Origin of the sequence: Nonomuraea marmarensis, assembly GCF_043197025.1 — a bacterium.
In the GTDB taxonomy this organism is placed as follows: domain Bacteria; phylum Actinomycetota; class Actinomycetes; order Streptosporangiales; family Streptosporangiaceae; genus Nonomuraea; species Nonomuraea marmarensis.
Window position 1 is genome coordinate 458,618 of sequence record NZ_JBICRM010000002.1, and the last position, 14,282, is coordinate 472,899.

Consider the following 14,282-nt stretch of genomic DNA (forward strand, 5'->3'; position numbering starts at 1 on the left):
GGTCTGCCATTTGATGGAACCAATACTGCAGACTGTCTCCCGTGGGTGCATCGGTGCTGCCAAGCGGACCGCCATCGGTAGACCAGGTGGCGGACCTCGTCGCGAAGGGAAGGGAGCGCGGGAGCGTAACCGTCGATGACGTCGCAGCCGCGCTTGACCGATCCGAGTTGCCGTCCGACGCGCTGGAACGCGTCGTGCGGATGCTCGCCGAGAAGGGCGTGGAGGTCCTCGAGCCCCAGGGCGATGAGGAGTCCCCCCGCGCCGATGAGGAAGACGTAGGCAAGCGGGCGCCGACCAGCGATCTGGTCCGTATTTATCTGCGGGAGATCGGCCGAGTGCCTTTGCTGACCGCTGAGGAGGAGGTGGAGCTCGCCAAGTCGATCGAGGCCGGTCTGTTCGCCGAGGACAAGCTGGGCAACGGGGTCTCGCGTCTGGCCTTCCCGGAGTTCAGGGAGCTCGTCTGGCAGGGCACCCGGGCTAAACAGCGGCTCATCGAGGCCAACCTCAGGCTCGTGGTGTCGATCGCCAAGCGGTACGTGGGCCGCGGCATGCTCTTCCTGGACCTGATCCAGGAAGGAAACCTGGGGCTCATCCGGGCGGTCGAGAAGTTCGACTATACGAAGGGTTACAAGTTCTCCACCTACGCCACCTGGTGGATCAGGCAGGCGATCACCCGGGCCATCGCCGACCAGGCGCGGACGATCCGCATCCCGGTGCACATGGTGGAGACCATCAACAAGCTCGTACGCGTGCAGCGTCAGCTCCACCAGGACCTCGGCCGCGAGCCGATTCCCGAGGAGATCGCCAAGGAGATGGACCTCCCTGTCGATCGGGTGGTGGAGATCCAGCGCATCGCCCAGGAGCCTGTGTCACTGCAGTCGCCGATCGGCGAGGAGGATTCCGACCTCGGTGACTTCATCGAGGACGCCGACGCGGTCGTGCCCATGGAGGCCGCGGCCTTCATCATGCTGCAGGACCAGCTCGACGACATCCTGGCCACGCTGTCGGACCGCGAGCAGCGCATCATCCAGCTCCGCTTCGGCCTGGCCGACGGGCATCCGCGCACGCTGGAGGAGGTGGGCAGGGAGTTCGGCGTCACGCGGGAGCGCATCCGGCAGATCGAGTCGAAGACCCTGGCCAAGCTCCGCCACCCGACGCGCGCCCAGATGCTCCGGGACTACCTCGACTGATCCGACGAGCCGCGGAAGGGTCCGGGCCCACACGGCCCGGACCCGTCGCACGTCAAAAGGTCAGGAACAGCCCTCGAACTGCGGGACCGCGATGGTCGTGAGATTCAGCCCCGACTTGCCGAACCACTTGTGCAGCAGCTTGGCCGCCGTCCCGTCCTGGTACATGTCGGTGATCGCCCGGTTCACCGCCTCGCACCCGGGCACGTCGTCCTTGCGCAGGCCCACCCCGGTGCGCTGCTCGTTGAACTGGGCGTTGGCCAGCCGCAGCCCCGAGCCGTCCTGGGCGGCCAGGCCCGCCAGGATGACGTCGTTGGTGGTGACCGCGTCCACCTGCTTGCCCTTCAGCGCCGCCAGGCACTGCTTGTAGTCCGCGAACGGCACGACCTGCGCCGCCACCTTCCGCTCCTCGACCACCCGCTGGGCCGCGTTCGAGCCCTTGACCTCGCAGATCCTGCGCCCCTTGAGGTCGCGCACGTTCTTGATCGTCTCGTCGGGCCTGATCAGGATGTCCTGGTAGGAGATGTGGTACGGCCCCGCGAACAGCACGCTCGCCTTGCGGTCCTGGCTGATCGTGTACGTCGCCAGTACCAGATCGGCAGGCCCGCTGACCAGCACCTTCTCCCGGCCGGACGCCAGCACGGGAATGAAGGTGAAGTCCTTGCCCAGCTTGCCCGCGATGTAGCGGGCCACGTCCACGTCGAAGCCCTCGTACTTGCCGTCGGGCCTGCGGAACCCGACCGAGGGCAGGTCGGGGCGTATCCCGATGACGAGCTGGTCCTTGTCCACGATCGATTCCCGGCCGCTCGTCCCGCAGCCCGCGACGACCGTCGCGGCCAGGGCCAGCACCACCACCAGCACTCGCTTCACCGGTACTCCTTGAGTCGTGGCCACACCCCGGCGATCACCAGCAGGCCGATCGCGCCGATCGCGTAGGGGAGCAGCCGCCACAGGTTGTTCAGCGCGCCCTCGCCGTCGCTGATCGCGCGGGTGAACACGTCCTGGTGCGTGTCGGCCAGCGCCACCAGCGACCGGTCGTAGGAGTCGAACTCCGAGGTGACGGGCCCGAGCCTGGCGGCGACTGCGTCGTTGGCCCGCCCGCTCAGCGCCAGCTCGCGGAACCTCGTATCGGCCGCCTGGAAGCCCCGGTACGCCTCCACCACGTCGTCGCCCTCCTTGCCGACGATCTCCGGCCCCAGCATGCCGAGGAAGTTCTCGGAGCCCTCGGCCACCTTGTCGTGATAGGCGTCCAGGTTGCCCGCCTCGAAGTAGATGACCGACAGCGACTTGTCCAGGTACGTGTGCTCGTAGGTGTCGGCCCGCTCCTTGTCCAGCAGGTAGCGGCTCTGGTCACCCTGCATGCTGTTGCTGATCGCCCGCGCCTTGGCCAGCGTCAGCACCGAGTCGAACCCGGCCGACTTGGCCGTGCGCAGCGCCTGCTCGTCCTGGCCGAGCACGTTCACCCCGAAGACCAGCGCGACCGCGGTCGTCACCGTGGCGGCCAGCAGCGCGGGCCCGAGCACCCGGCGGAAGCGCCGTGCCAGGAAGAGCTGCAGCCAGATCAGGCAGCCCAGCGCGATCAGCCCGGCCGCGAGCACCGCGGCCCGCACGAGGGGCACCATGAGCGCCTTCTCGTCGTACGTGCGGCGCACGATCGTGCCGCTCTCCAAGGTCAGGTTGTAGGCCTGCGGCAGCAGTACGAGCCGCATCAGGTCGGTGGCGGCGCGGTAGGTCCCCACCACCTCCTGGGGCGGCGGGCCCGGCGCGTGCCCGGAGCGCTCGTCGAGCAGCAGCGCCTGCCCGGCCAGCCGCTCGTACCGGCCCAGCCCGTCGAGCACCGACTGTACGGTCCTGCGCTCGGCCGGGTTGTCGCCCGACAGCTCGAACGCCTTCAGCAGCGCCTGGTTGGCCTCCGAACGCCGCCGCTCGTACTGGGCGAGCGCCTCCTTGCGCTGCTGGGCGTACTGGTCGCCCATGACGAGCACGTTGGCGACCTGCGCGTCCATGTCGCTCAGCGCCAGGTAGAGCCCGGCGGTGGCCACGACCTGCGGGCCCGCGTCGCGTCCGATGACCCGCAGCCCGTCGCGGGCCGACGAGCTGCCGACCGCCAGCGCCGCGAAGAGCAGGGCCAGCGAGGCGACGGTGATGCCGGAGATGACCCGGATCCTGCCGGGCACGCTGCGGCGTACGGGTAACGGGGCGCCCCGGGTCTGCACCAGGGGGCCCTGGGTTGGTGGTGCCAGGGTCACGGCGTGCCCTCCCTGATCGTGATGACGGTCCACGCGCCCAGGTGGATCTTGTCGCCGGCGCCGATCCTGACCGGCACGTTGACCTTGACGGGCCTGCCGTTCACCTGGGTGCCGTTGGACGAGCCCGGGTCGACCAGCATCCACGAGCCGTCCGGCTGGCCCAGCAGCACGGCGTGCAGGTGCGAGACGCCCGGGTCCTCCGGGGGCCCGGTCAGGTCGATCTCCGGCGCCAGGTTCCTGGCCTTGCTGCGCCGCCCGATGCGTACCTGCTCGCCGTACAGGGCGAACGAGCGCTCGGGGCAGTACGGCGGGAACGCCACCGCGTCCGCGTCGGGACCAGCCTCGGCGATGATCTTCTCGTAGTACGTGCGGTCGGCGGCCGTGACGGCCTCCCATCGGGCGCCCGAGACCGGGACTTGGACGGATGGATGTCCTCGCTCCGCTGCGGATCCATCACTGCTGTAATCGTGGCCGCACACCTCGCAGAACTGCCCGGCGCGCGGCGTCTGGCACACCGGGCAACTCTCGGCCGCCGTGCCCCCGGCCTGGGCCTCGGCAGGGGCGGCCGCGGGCGCGCCGGCCATCTGGGTGCCGCAGAAGTCGCAGTATTCGTCGTCGCCCGACTGGTGCCCCTGTGGACAGGTCGCCATCAGCTTCCTTCCTTGCGCAACCGGCTCGTACGCACCGAGCCGGTGTCCAGCTCGATCTCGTCGGCCTTGTCCACGTTCCTGCGCAGCCTGGCCGTGCCGGTGGCCGGATCGACCTCGACCACCCTCTCCAGCAGCCTGGCGGTGTCCTCGCGCCCGGACTCCGTGGCCAGCCGCCTGGCCTTGGCCAGCTGGGCGGTCGCGGTGTCGACGTCGCCCATCGCCCTGGCGCTGAGCCCGTCCTGAATCAGCTCGTGCAGCTCGGCCTGGCCGGTGTAGTGGGCGACCTTCCGGTTGATCCGGGTGGACTGGGCCAGGTCGTCGGTCCACTGGGCGAGCACGTTTCCGCTGGCCACGACCTCCTGCGTGTCAGGGCGTACGAGCTTGACCCAGCCCGCCCTGATCTCCTGCCCCATCTGCCCCGGCGGCACCTCGACGCAGACGTGGTATTCGCGCTCCTCCGCGCCCCACGAGCCCGTCGGGTAGTCGCCGGTCAGCGGGTTGACGTCGGTGCGCTTGCCGGTCAGGTCGAGCAACGTGGGGGAGACCTGCTTGACGAACTTCAGCGTCGCCGTCTGCGGCACCCACACCCGCAACGACAACTCGGCCACCGTCTTGCTCATCGACGCCTGCGTGAGCCTGCGGAAGAACTCCGACAGATCCCCCTGGTTCCGTACGAAGTCGAACGTGCCGAGCATCGCCTCGGCCACCTTGCGCAGCTCGGCGGGCACCCAGTCGTCGCCCACCCCCAGGCAGTCGCACACGAACTTGCCGCTCCAGCCCGACAACACCGAGCCGAACACCTCGGTGCGCTCGTTGTTCTGGCCGTCGGTCATCAGCAGCGCGTGCCGGATGGCCGACGGGTGCGCGGTCAGCAGATGCCCGGCCAGCTTGAGCCACTCGCCCATCGCGGTGCCGCCGTGCGCGAGCAACCGGCTGATGGCCCGCTCGGCCTCGGCCCTGGTGGCCGGGGTGGCCTTGACCAGGTGCGGGTTGCCACCCGGGTAGATCACCCTGGCCGTCTCGGTGCCGGCGATCACCGCGAACTGCACGCCGTCGCGCAGGGTGCGCACGGCGGTCGCGGCCGCCTGCCTGGCCTCACGGATCTTGCCCCCGCTCATCGAACCCGAGGTGTCCACGATGATCACTTCGGCGGCTTCCGCGGCCACCGCCTGCGTGGTGACCCCGCCCCCGGTCGAGCCCACGCTGAGGATGGCGTGCACCTCGCGGCCGTCGGTGGGGAGGTACTTGTTCTGGTCGATGTTCAGCGTGAAAGCGGGCTGGTCACCCATGCGCTTCTCCTAGGGGGATCAAAACAATGGTCACGTTGTCCTGGCCGCCGGAGTCCAGCGCGTGGCGCAACATCTCGCGGGCCATCTTGAGCGGGGTGCCCGTGCTGGGGAAGGCGTAGCCGTCCAGATAGCGCCACAGGCCGTCGCTGCAGACGAGCAGCAATCCGGGCGCCGGCGGGGTCAGGGTGCGTACGTGGAGCGCGACGTCGCCGGCGTCGGCGCCGAGCCAGGCGGTGATCTCGCCGGTCTCCACCGCGTCGTCCTCGGTCAGAAGATCGCCGCTGGGCAGCCAGTAGGCGCGGGTGTCGCCGGCCCAGCCGAGCGTGATCCGGCCCGGCTCGACGACGGCGGAGATGTAGGTGCAGGCCGGGGCGTCGTTCACGGAGGTCGCCAGCTTCGTCACGGCCCGCCCGGCCAGCTCGAACGCCTCCTCCTGCGGCAATCCCCTGGCCAGCGCGGCGACCGCGGTCTCGACGGCGACCGCCGAGGCCTCGTCGGCCCTGGGCGAGCTGCCCACGCCGTCGCAGACCACGGTCACGACCGTGTCGCCGGACGCGAGCAGGGCCATCGCGTCCTCGTTCCGGCTGCGCCGCAGCCCCTTGTCGGTCACGGCCGCCGCCCCGCCGTCGAGCACCGTCTCCGCGTGGTCCCTGCCGGTGGGCTGGCGCAGGCCGCACCGCTCGCAGTAGCCGTCCGCGTCGACGGCCGCGGCGCCGCAGGACGCACACGTCGGGGCGCCCAGCGCGTGGCCGCACGCCTCGCAGTAGGTGTCGCCGTCCAGCACCGGGGCCTCGCACACAGGGCAGATCACAGCGTCCGTCACAGCGTCTGATTGCCGAGCTGCGCTCGGGGTGTTGTGATGGATGTCCTCGCTCCGCTGCGGATCCATCACAACCAGGTCCTCGGTCGTACGGCGTTCGCCTGGTCGATGAGCGCGTGGCGTTCCTGGCGCGTCTCCGCGGCGACGGCCAGCTTGCGGAAGATGGACTCCAGCCGCCTGCGCAGCCCCGGCTCGGTGAACGGCGCGTCGGCCAGCTTCAGGTCGGGCGGCGGCGAGTTCGTCGCGAGCCAGACCAGCGCGTGCCCGAGCAACTCCGCGGTGAGCAGGTCGCGGCGGCGCGGGTCGAGGTCGGCCAGGTTGGCCAGCCGGCCCGTCGCACCCACCAGATCGGCGGCGGCGAGCCCGCTCAGGTCGGGCCGGCGCACCACGGAGGCCGCGAGTGCCACCTGTGCCGCCACCCGGTAGCTCGACGTGGGCGGCACCTGGTCGAGCACGCCCATCTTGCCCGTCCTGGCCAGCCCGAACGCGGCGCTCACATAGGAGTGGTCGGTGCGCCAGACGGATTCGTACCAGGGGGCCGCCTGCTTGCCCGCGCACTCCAGCGCGTACGCCAGAGCCAGCTTGGGCGCCTGCTCGCCCGGCAGCTCCGACAGGCACAGGTCGAACATCGACACCGCCAGGTCCGCCTGCCGCGTGGCCAGCGCCAGCACCCCGCGGTACCAGGTGACCCGCCAGTCGCCGGGCAGCTCCCTGGACAGCTCGTTGAGCGCGATGGGCGTCTCCGCCGCGCCCCCCTCGGCCAGCAGCCTGGCCCTCATCAGCTTCGTCTCGGGGGTCGGGGTCATCGTGGCGAGCTGGTCGATCAGCTCCTTGCCGTCGCGGCCGAGCAGCCCGGCCAGCGCGCCCGCGGCCGGGTCGGCCGGATCGACCAGCGGCACCGGCAGCTTGTCGGCCACCGTCTCCGGGTCGAGCCGCCCGAACACCACCTGGTCGTCCCCCTCCCACAGCGCCGTCCCCACCGCGGTTCGCTCGGGCCCGAACAAGGTCGAAGGAGCGGGGTACGGCACCCCGTCCTCGACCGCGCTGACCTCGCGCAACACCCCGACGAGCTGCTCCTCCATCTCCCACGCGCTCTGGAACCTGTCGGCCGGATCGGTCGCGGTCGCCTTGCGCAGCAGCCGGGTGAACGACGGGTGCCCGCAGTCCTCCGGCAGCGGCGCGGCCCGGCCGTTCGCGGCCGGGCTGAAACCCGGGATCGCCAGCACCGCCAGCGTCCTGGCCACGGTGTAGAGGTCGGACGTGACCGACGAGGAATGGGTCTCCAGCTCGGGGGCGTGGTAGCCGACCGTCGCCCAGGACGTGCCGGGCGGCGAGCCGACGGGCTGCACCGCGCCCAGGTCGATGAGCTTGAGCCGCTTGCCGACCCTGATCACGTTGGCCGGCTTGAGGTCGCAGTAGACCAGCCCGTGCTCGTGCAGGTAGCCGAACGCCTGCAGGATCTCCCGCCCGTACAACAGGGCCTCGCGCAGCGGCAGCGGGCCCTGGCGGCGCAGCTCGTGCAGCGACTGGCCGCCGACGTACTCCATGACGATGTAGCCGAGCCCGGCCGAGCGCTGGAAGTTGAGGATCTTGACGATGTTGGGGTGGTCGACCGTGGTGAGGAACTTGCGCTCGGCCTCCGCCGCTGCCAGCGCCTCGGCGTCGTTGGTGTTGAGCAGGCCCTTGAGCACCACCCACATGCCGTCGAGGTTCTCGTCGGCGGCCAGGTAGATCCAGCCGAGCCCGCCGTGCGCCAGGCAGCCCAGCACGCGGTACTGGCCGGCCACCAGGTCGTCCTTGTCCAGCTTGGGAGTGAAGGAGAACGCGGTACGGCAGTGCGGGCAGAACCCGTCCGTCAGCCCGGGCCGCCCCTGCCGGGAACGCCCCACCTTCTGGCCGCACGCCGGGTTGGCGCAGTACCGCTTGTCCTCCGGCACCTCGGGATTGCTCATCACCGCGCCGGCCGGGTCGCGGGCGGGCACCGCAGGCAGGTCCGCGATGGTGGCCAGCACGCCGGCCCGCGACCTGCCGCTGCTCACCGGCGAGCTCACCGACCGGCTCACCGGCTGGGTCACCACCGGCGCGGACGCCAGTGCTGGTGGTGGCGAGCTCTCCGCGGTGCCGCACAGGTCGCAGTAGCCCTCCTCGATCGTCCCCGTGCAGCCGGGCTGCGCGCAGCGGGTCATCGCTTACCTCCGTGTATCGCGCGCTGGTAGGTCTCGACGGCCGCCGCCGCCTTCGTCAGATCGCAGGGGGCGCTCCACAGCAGCACCCGCGCCCGCTCGAACAGCTCGGAGGCGGCCGGATCCTCCGCCAGGCCCTTGCGTACCGCCATCACCTGGCAGGCGCCCAGCCGCCCGCGCAGCTCGTCACGCCTGCTGACCAGGCCGTAGAGCGCCTTCGCGGTGGCCTGCGCCTGGTCGGCGGCCTTGCGGGCGTCGCTCTCCAGCGCCGCCAGCCGCCTGGCGCGCAACACCCAGGTGTCGGCCGAGGCGTCGAGCGCGTCCAGTTCGACGGCCAGTGCGTCGGCCCTGCTCCGCGGCTGGGCCTGCGGCGGGAGGGCGATCTTGACGACGACCGCGCCGTGGGCCAGCCTGGCCTCGCTCTCGGCCGCCCGTACCCGGTCCAGCGCGGCCGCCAGATCCTCGCGGCGCCTGGCGTATTCGGCCTTGACGGCGATCGCGAGATCGAGCTCGGCCTTGGCGGCGGCCAGCAGCCGGGCCAGCCGGTCGAGGTCCTGCTCGACGGCCGCGCCGAGCGGGTCTTCGAGCACCGAGGTCCGCATCCGCTTCAGCTCGGCCTCCTGCGCGGCCAGGTCGGCGGCCTCGCCCAGGTCGCGTTCGAGGTCGTGGATCCGCCGCAGGTCGCCGTCGGCGGCGTCGAGGCGGGGCAGCACGGTGTTCCACACGGCGTCGATGTCGTTGAGCGCGGACGTGACCTCCTGGAAGGCGGCGTCCATGCGCGTCACGGTCTGGTCGAGGGTCAGCCGTTCGTCCGCCTGGGGGAGCAGCGAGCGCTGTTCGACCGGCTTGGCGGCGGCCCGCAGCACCACGGACGTGCCCGCGAGCAGCTCGGTCAGCTCGGCGAGCTGCTCCGCGCCCAGCCGGCCCCGCGAGGCCCTGATCTGCTCGGCGTCGCGCAGCACGGCCCGGTAGGCGTCGTTCAGCGACCACAGTGCGGCCAGGGACTCCTGTGCCGCGGCCCATCGCCGCTCGGTCGCCCCGCGTAAGGAGGCCCCCTTGAGTAAGCGGTAGGTGGTATGGGATTCGAGATCGAGCAGGTCGCCGGAGATCCGGTCGCGTTCGTCGGCCCGAGCGCGCAGCGCGTGCTCGGCGCCTTCCCTGCTCATGGGTGGTCCCAGGCTCATCACGCTCCCCGTTAAGCGGGCCCCCGATGCCGCGTGGTCCTACCGGCACAACGGGCGAACCGACCGGTTGGTTCCTAGGGTAGGGGGGACCCTGACTTGTCCCTGATTCAACCCTGTCTTGCCTGCAATTCGCTTAAAGGATCTCTTACCGTTTCAGACATGGGACGCATTCTTCTGATCATCGCGGCGGTCGTCGCCGCACTCGTACTCCTCGGGCCCCTCGTGGGCTTCGCCCTCACGCTGCTCAAGTGGGGCCTCATCATCGGCGCTGTGGCGTTCGGCGTCATGCTCCTGACGAAGTGGGCCCGGAGGACATAGCTTCCTGGCGCATCCCCAGTCATAGTTGGGTGATGGAGGCGCGGCCGGCGGTCGACGATGCCGCGCTCGGGCGCGAGGCACTGGCCGTGCTCGAGGCGAACTGGACGGGCACGGGCACCGTGCCCGCGCCGGGTCTCTACCCGCACCAATGGAGCTGGGACTCCGCGTTCGTCGTCATCGGCCTGGCCAGGCACCGGCCCGACCGGGCCCGCGACGAGCTGCTCAGCCTGCTGGGCGGGCAGTGGGCGACCGGGATGGTGCCGCACATCGTCTTCCACACCCGCGAGGCGTACTTCCCCGGGCCGTCCGTGTGGCGCTCGCAGGAGCACGAGGCCGCGCCGCACGTGCTCACCTCGGGGCTCACCTCGCCGCCGCTGCACGCCCTGGCCCTGTGGTGGCTCTACCGGCACACCGGGGACGCCGCGTTTGTCCGGCAGGCGTTCCCGGCGCTGGAGGCCCAGCACGCCTACCTCGCCTCGGCCCGCGACCTCGGCGGCGCCGGGCTGGCCGCGATCGTGCACCCCTGGGAGTCGGGCATGGACGACAGCCCGGCGTGGGACCAGCCGCTGGCCGCGCTGCCCATGATCAAGTACGGCTACCGCAACGTGGAGCTGGAGGAACGCCACCCGGACAGCGACCACGACCGCTACGTCTGGCTGGCCATGCGCTACCGGGACGCCGGATACAGCGCCGAGTATCTGCGCGACGAGCATCCGTTCGCGATCGAGGACCCGATGTTCAACGGGATCTGGCTGGCCTCCTGCCAGGCCATGGCGGAGCTGGCGCCGCTGGCCCGCGCCGATCCCGTACCCCATGCCGAGCAGGCGGAACGCATCAGGCAGGCGCTGCTGGACCGGTTGTGGGACGGCTGCTTCTACGCCAGGGACCTGCGGGCGGGGCGGCTGATCCGGGTGTGCACGGTGGGCGCGTTCGGGCCGCTGCTGGATCCCGGGCTGCCCAGCGACCGCCTGCACGCCGCCGTGGAGGTGCTGGAGTCGGCCAGGTTCATGGGCGCCACCGGCTATCCGGTGCCGAGCTGCGAGATCCGCGCCGCCGAGTTCGACCGTACCCGCTACTGGCGCGGGCCCTCGTGGGTGAACACCAACTGGCTGTTACGCCGGGCCGCCGCCGTGCACTCGCTCGACCAGCTCGGCCAGCAGCTCACCAACGGCACCTTGCGGCTGGTGCGGCAGGCCGGCTTCCGCGAGTGCTTCGACCCCTTCGACGGCAGCGGGCGTGGGTGCCGGGACTTCTCGTGGAGCGCGGCGCTCACCCTCGATCTGCTCGCCGATACCGTGGTGGAATGAGTATTTTCCGCCGCCTGCCCGCTGACGTGCGCAAGTCCCTGGACACCGAGCCGGGGGAGCGGGTGCTGACGTTCGCCCGCAGCGATGACGGCCACGTGGTGGCCACGAACCTCGCGCTCTACCTGTCGGACGGGACGCGGGTGCCGTACGAGGAGGTCGACAAGGCGGCGTGGGACGAGGAGGGGGTGCGGGTGATCACCATGGACGGCGCGCGGCACTTCGAGCGGGTCCCCGAGCCCCGGCTGCTGCCGGAGACCGTGCGTGAGCGCGTCAACTCCACGATCGTGGTCAACAAGCACGTCAGGCTGCCCGGGCGGGGCGGTGTACGGCTGGTGGCCAGGCGCCGGCCCGGCGGCGAGGTGCTCGGCTGGACGTTCGTCTTCGACGACGGGCTCGACCCCGAGGACCCCGGCCTGCGGGCGCAGGCCGAACAGGCCCTGGAAGGGGTGCGGCGCAGCATGGGCGTGTGAGCCCACGCCACCCTCAGTAGGGAATGCCGGACTCGCGGGCCTTCCTGTCCATCTCGTCCTCCTCCGGCCAGCCGGTGCCGGTGTCGGGCTTGTGCTCATTCGAGCCGAGGAACGGGATCCGCCGCTGCAGCGTGTCACCGACCCTCGTCCTGGCCATCCCCGCGAACCTCGACGCCTGTGCGCCGACGACCCCCGCGATCTCCTGGACCCTGGGGCTGTCGGCGACGCGCTGCGCCGTCCGCTTGATCTGCTCGTACCGCTCGCGTCCGGCCCGGCTGCCCAGCACATAGCCGATCGCCAGACCAACAGCGAATGTCATCCGATAACGCATTTCGCACCTCCGCTGTCTCCGGGCCTACCCCGCTCGCGATGCGACACGCACTCCCGGAGTGCGCTAATCTATTTCTGCGCACGGCGGAGGGCCAAACCGGCCCGGCGATCTGCGCAGATGGTCGATCCCGCGTAGCTCAACGGCAGAGCAGCCGGCTGTTAACCGGCAGGTTATAGGTTCGAGTCCTATCGCGGGAGCCAACGCGCGAGGCCCTCTCCCGAGGTTCCGGGAGAGGGCCTCGTTTCGTGTGTCAGGAGGTGCCGTCGCGCTTGGTCGACACGACGCTGGTGAGGGCCCAGCCGAGGCCGACGACGATCCCGCCGGCGGCGGCGACGATGCCGATGTTGCCGATGTCCAGCAGCGCGAGCAGGGCGATCACCGCGCCGAAGACCAGCGTCAGTACGAGCATCAGGCGGAGATAGGTCTTCTGGTTCATACCCACACGATCACGTGACGAGAGCCGCCGGTGTATCCACCGATCGGTGGACATATCACCGTAAACTGCTGATCCATGGGTCCTGGGAGCCCCGCCGACGCGCGGGCCGAGAACGCCTGGCTGCGTTCCTATCCCTTCTGGGACGCGTACTTCGCGGTCGTGCTGGTCGCGACCATCGTCATCATCGTGGTGGACGGCGGCGCGCCGGCCGGGATCGTGCTGCTGCTCCTGATCACCGTCTCGTACGCGCTGTGGGGCCGCACGGCCGTGCGGGCGCCGGTCGTGCCCGTCAGGCAGAGCTGGTGGCACGCGGCCGCGATGGTCATCCTGTTCACCGCGGCCGACCTGGTGGCGCCCCAGTCGGCCATTGCGCTGTCCGCGCTGATCCCGATGGCGTTCATGTCGCTGCGGACGGCGCAGGCGGTGGCGGTGATGATCGCCATGTTCGCCGGTCCCGCGATCCAGCTCATGGTGGAGCTCGGGTCGCACCCCGCGGTGGTCGCGGTGGCCATCGTGCTCGGGCTGTCGGCCAGCTCGCTGCTCGGGGTGTCCATCGACCGGCTCGCGCGGCAGAACTCCGAGCGGGCCCGGCTGATCGCGGAGCTCGACCGCACCCGCGAGGAGCTGGCCGAGGTGAGCAAGGAGGCCGGGGTGCTGGCCGAGCGGGAGCGGCTGGCCGGCGACATCCACGACACGCTGGCCCAGGGGTTCGCCAGCATCCTCATGCTGCTGCAGGCCACCGACGGGCGGGACGGGCACGTGGCGCGGGCCGCGCAGACCGCCAGGGAGAACCTGGCCGAGACACGCGCGCTCATCGCCGCGCTCGCGCCGCCCGCGCTGGACGGGGCCTCGCTGGAGGAGGCGCTGGGGCGGCTGGCCGAGGGGTTCGAGCTGCCGGTGGAGGTGACCGTGACCGGATCCGCGGGCGTGCCGCCCGCCGTCGCGGAGGCGCTGGTGCGGGCCGCCCAGGAAGGGCTGGCCAACGTGCGCAAGCACGCCGGCGCCCGCGCCGTGCGGCTCGCGCTTCAGCACGCCGACGGGGGTGTCGTCCGGCTGTCGATCAGCGACGACGGGTGCGGCTTCGACCCCGGGGTTGTCGTGGACGGGTACGGCCTGCGCGCGATGCGGGGCCGGGTGACCCGGCTCGGCGGGACCGTTTCTGTCATCGGTACGCCAGGCCAGGGAACGACGGTCGCGGTGGAGCTGCCGGGTTCAGGGTCATGATCGTCGACGAGCATCCCGCCTTGGTCAGGGTGATGATCGTCGATGACCATCCCGTCGTGCGCGAGGGGTTGCGCGGGATGTTGCTGGCCGAGCCGGGCATCGAGGTCGTGGGCGAGGCCGGGTCGGGGGACGAGGCCGTGGCGGTCGTGTCCCGGCTGCGGCCCGACGTGATCCTCATGGACCTGCGCATGCCGGGCGGCGACGGGGTCGGCGCCATCAGCCGGCTGGGGCCGGGGCATCGGGTGATCGTGCTGACGACGTACGAGGACGATGGGGAGATCCTGCGGGCGGTGTTGGCGGGGGCGGCCGGGTACCTGCTGAAGGACGTGTCGCGGGCCGAGCTCGCCGCGGCGGTGCGGGCGGCCGCCCGCGGCGAGACGGTGTGGTCGCCCTCGGTGGCCGCCCGGCTGGCCGCACGCAGGGAGACGCCGGTGTTGTCGGCGCGGGAGCGGGAGGTCCTGGAGCTGGTGGCGGAGGGGCTGACGAACCCGGAGATCGGCAGGCGGCTGTACATCGGGGAGGCCACGGTCAAGACGTACCTGCTGCGGGTGTTCGGCAAGCTGGGGGTCTCCGACCGGACCTCGGCCGTGCTGGCGGCGCTGGATCTGGGGCTGGTGTGGCGGCGTACCTGAAG

The 14,282-nt window shown here is 71.2% G+C and carries 15 protein-coding genes and 1 tRNA gene; 7 read left to right on the top strand and 9 right to left on the bottom strand.

Annotated elements, in window-relative coordinates; translation table 11 throughout:
- Positions 1-86 precede the first annotated feature (86 nt).
- Positions 87-1,190, top strand: a complete 1,104-nt coding sequence (rpoD, locus tag ACFLIM_RS05135) for an RNA polymerase sigma factor RpoD (RefSeq protein WP_393162397.1) — start codon at positions 87-89, stop codon at positions 1,188-1,190.
- A 60-nt stretch (positions 1,191-1,250) separates the two neighbouring features.
- On the opposite strand, the gene ACFLIM_RS05140 is transcribed toward rpoD, so the two are convergent.
- From ACFLIM_RS05140 to ACFLIM_RS05170, 7 genes are all read right to left on the bottom strand, one after another.
- Positions 1,251-2,057: a transporter substrate-binding domain-containing protein gene (locus ACFLIM_RS05140; RefSeq protein ID WP_393162399.1), complete on the bottom strand. Its 807-nt coding sequence runs from the start codon at positions 2,055-2,057 to the stop codon at positions 1,251-1,253.
- Positions 2,054-3,436 (bottom strand): hypothetical protein, encoded by a 1,383-nt coding sequence (locus ACFLIM_RS05145; RefSeq protein WP_393162401.1) that lies wholly within the window; start codon positions 3,434-3,436, stop codon positions 2,054-2,056. The genes ACFLIM_RS05140 and ACFLIM_RS05145 overlap by 4 nt, the downstream gene beginning before the upstream one ends.
- Positions 3,433-4,086: an FHA domain-containing protein gene (locus ACFLIM_RS05150; protein WP_393162403.1), complete on the bottom strand. Its 654-nt coding sequence runs from the start codon at positions 4,084-4,086 to the stop codon at positions 3,433-3,435. Before ACFLIM_RS05150 ends, ACFLIM_RS05145 begins: the two co-directional genes overlap by 4 nt.
- The gene (locus ACFLIM_RS05155) at positions 4,086-5,375 is read right to left on the bottom strand and encodes a vWA domain-containing protein (protein WP_393162405.1); all 1,290 of its coding nucleotides are present in this window, start codon (positions 5,373-5,375) and stop codon (positions 4,086-4,088) included. Before ACFLIM_RS05155 ends, ACFLIM_RS05150 begins: the two co-directional genes overlap by 1 nt.
- The gene (locus ACFLIM_RS05160) at positions 5,368-6,174 is read right to left on the bottom strand and encodes a PP2C family serine/threonine-protein phosphatase (RefSeq protein ID WP_393162407.1); all 807 of its coding nucleotides are present in this window, start codon (positions 6,172-6,174) and stop codon (positions 5,368-5,370) included. The genes ACFLIM_RS05155 and ACFLIM_RS05160 overlap by 8 nt, the downstream gene beginning before the upstream one ends.
- Positions 6,175-6,263: 89 nt before the next feature.
- The gene (locus tag ACFLIM_RS05165; RefSeq protein ID WP_393162409.1) at positions 6,264-8,381 is read right to left on the bottom strand and encodes a serine/threonine-protein kinase; all 2,118 of its coding nucleotides are present in this window, start codon (positions 8,379-8,381) and stop codon (positions 6,264-6,266) included.
- Positions 8,378-9,544 carry a hypothetical protein gene (locus tag ACFLIM_RS05170; RefSeq protein ID WP_393162411.1) on the bottom strand — a complete coding sequence of 389 codons (1,167 nt, stop codon included), beginning with the start codon at positions 9,542-9,544 and terminating at the stop codon, positions 8,378-8,380. The genes ACFLIM_RS05165 and ACFLIM_RS05170 overlap by 4 nt, the downstream gene beginning before the upstream one ends.
- Before the next feature lie 177 nt (positions 9,545-9,721).
- Here ACFLIM_RS05170 and ACFLIM_RS05175 point away from each other — a divergent pair, with 177 nt between their 5' ends.
- From ACFLIM_RS05175 to ACFLIM_RS05185, 3 genes are read left to right on the top strand one after another with little or no spacing between them, the layout of a single operon-like run.
- Entirely contained in the window at positions 9,722-9,880 is a 159-nt protein-coding gene (locus tag ACFLIM_RS05175; protein ID WP_393162412.1) for a hypothetical protein, read from the top strand.
- A gap of 32 nt (positions 9,881-9,912) precedes the next feature.
- A complete protein-coding gene (locus ACFLIM_RS05180; protein WP_393162414.1) occupies positions 9,913-11,187 on the top strand; it encodes an amylo-alpha-1,6-glucosidase in 1,275 nt (424 codons plus the stop codon).
- Positions 11,184-11,657, top strand: a complete 474-nt coding sequence (locus tag ACFLIM_RS05185; protein ID WP_393162416.1) for a hypothetical protein — start codon at positions 11,184-11,186, stop codon at positions 11,655-11,657. Before ACFLIM_RS05180 ends, ACFLIM_RS05185 begins: the two co-directional genes overlap by 4 nt.
- A gap of 13 nt (positions 11,658-11,670) precedes the next feature.
- Here the strand turns inward: ACFLIM_RS05185 and ACFLIM_RS05190 are convergent, their stop codons facing one another.
- Positions 11,671-11,988 (bottom strand): YtxH domain-containing protein, encoded by a 318-nt coding sequence (locus tag ACFLIM_RS05190; RefSeq protein ID WP_393162418.1) that lies wholly within the window; start codon positions 11,986-11,988, stop codon positions 11,671-11,673.
- Between the two features lie 125 nt (positions 11,989-12,113).
- Here ACFLIM_RS05190 and ACFLIM_RS05195 point away from each other — a divergent pair.
- Positions 12,114-12,188 (top strand) — tRNA-Asn (locus tag ACFLIM_RS05195).
- A gap of 50 nt (positions 12,189-12,238) precedes the next feature.
- Here ACFLIM_RS05195 and ACFLIM_RS05200 read toward each other — a convergent pair.
- Positions 12,239-12,424, bottom strand: coding sequence for a hypothetical protein (locus ACFLIM_RS05200; RefSeq protein ID WP_393162420.1), 186 nt, complete (start codon positions 12,422-12,424; stop codon positions 12,239-12,241).
- 75 nt (positions 12,425-12,499) lie between these two features.
- Between ACFLIM_RS05200 and ACFLIM_RS05205 the strand changes: the two genes are divergently transcribed.
- Positions 12,500-13,648 (top strand): sensor histidine kinase, encoded by a 1,149-nt coding sequence (locus ACFLIM_RS05205; RefSeq protein WP_393162422.1) that lies wholly within the window; start codon positions 12,500-12,502, stop codon positions 13,646-13,648.
- Positions 13,649-13,668: 20 nt separating this feature from the next.
- The gene (locus ACFLIM_RS05210) at positions 13,669-14,280 is read left to right on the top strand and encodes a response regulator transcription factor (protein ID WP_393162528.1); all 612 of its coding nucleotides are present in this window, start codon (positions 13,669-13,671) and stop codon (positions 14,278-14,280) included.
- The last annotated feature ends 2 nt before the right edge of the window (positions 14,281-14,282 follow it).

Coding starts and splice junctions, on each gene's coding strand:
- ACFLIM_RS05150 (WP_393162403.1), bottom strand. CDS start 4,086: ATGGCGACCTGTCCACAGGGGCACCAGTCGGGCGACGACGAATACTGC.
- ACFLIM_RS05155 (WP_393162405.1), bottom strand. CDS start 5,375: ATGGGTGACCAGCCCGCTTTCACGCTGAACATCGACCAGAACAAGTAC.
- ACFLIM_RS05165 (WP_393162409.1), bottom strand. CDS start 8,381: ATGACCCGCTGCGCGCAGCCCGGCTGCACGGGGACGATCGAGGAGGGC.
- ACFLIM_RS05170 (WP_393162411.1), bottom strand. CDS start 9,544: ATGAGCAGGGAAGGCGCCGAGCACGCGCTGCGCGCTCGGGCCGACGAA.
- ACFLIM_RS05175 (WP_393162412.1), top strand. CDS start 9,722: ATGGGACGCATTCTTCTGATCATCGCGGCGGTCGTCGCCGCACTCGTA.
- ACFLIM_RS05180 (WP_393162414.1), top strand. CDS start 9,913: ATGGAGGCGCGGCCGGCGGTCGACGATGCCGCGCTCGGGCGCGAGGCA.
- ACFLIM_RS05185 (WP_393162416.1), top strand. CDS start 11,184: ATGAGTATTTTCCGCCGCCTGCCCGCTGACGTGCGCAAGTCCCTGGAC.
- ACFLIM_RS05190 (WP_393162418.1), bottom strand. CDS start 11,988: ATGCGTTATCGGATGACATTCGCTGTTGGTCTGGCGATCGGCTATGTG.
- ACFLIM_RS05200 (WP_393162420.1), bottom strand. CDS start 12,424: ATGAACCAGAAGACCTATCTCCGCCTGATGCTCGTACTGACGCTGGTC.
- ACFLIM_RS05205 (WP_393162422.1), top strand. CDS start 12,500: ATGGGTCCTGGGAGCCCCGCCGACGCGCGGGCCGAGAACGCCTGGCTG.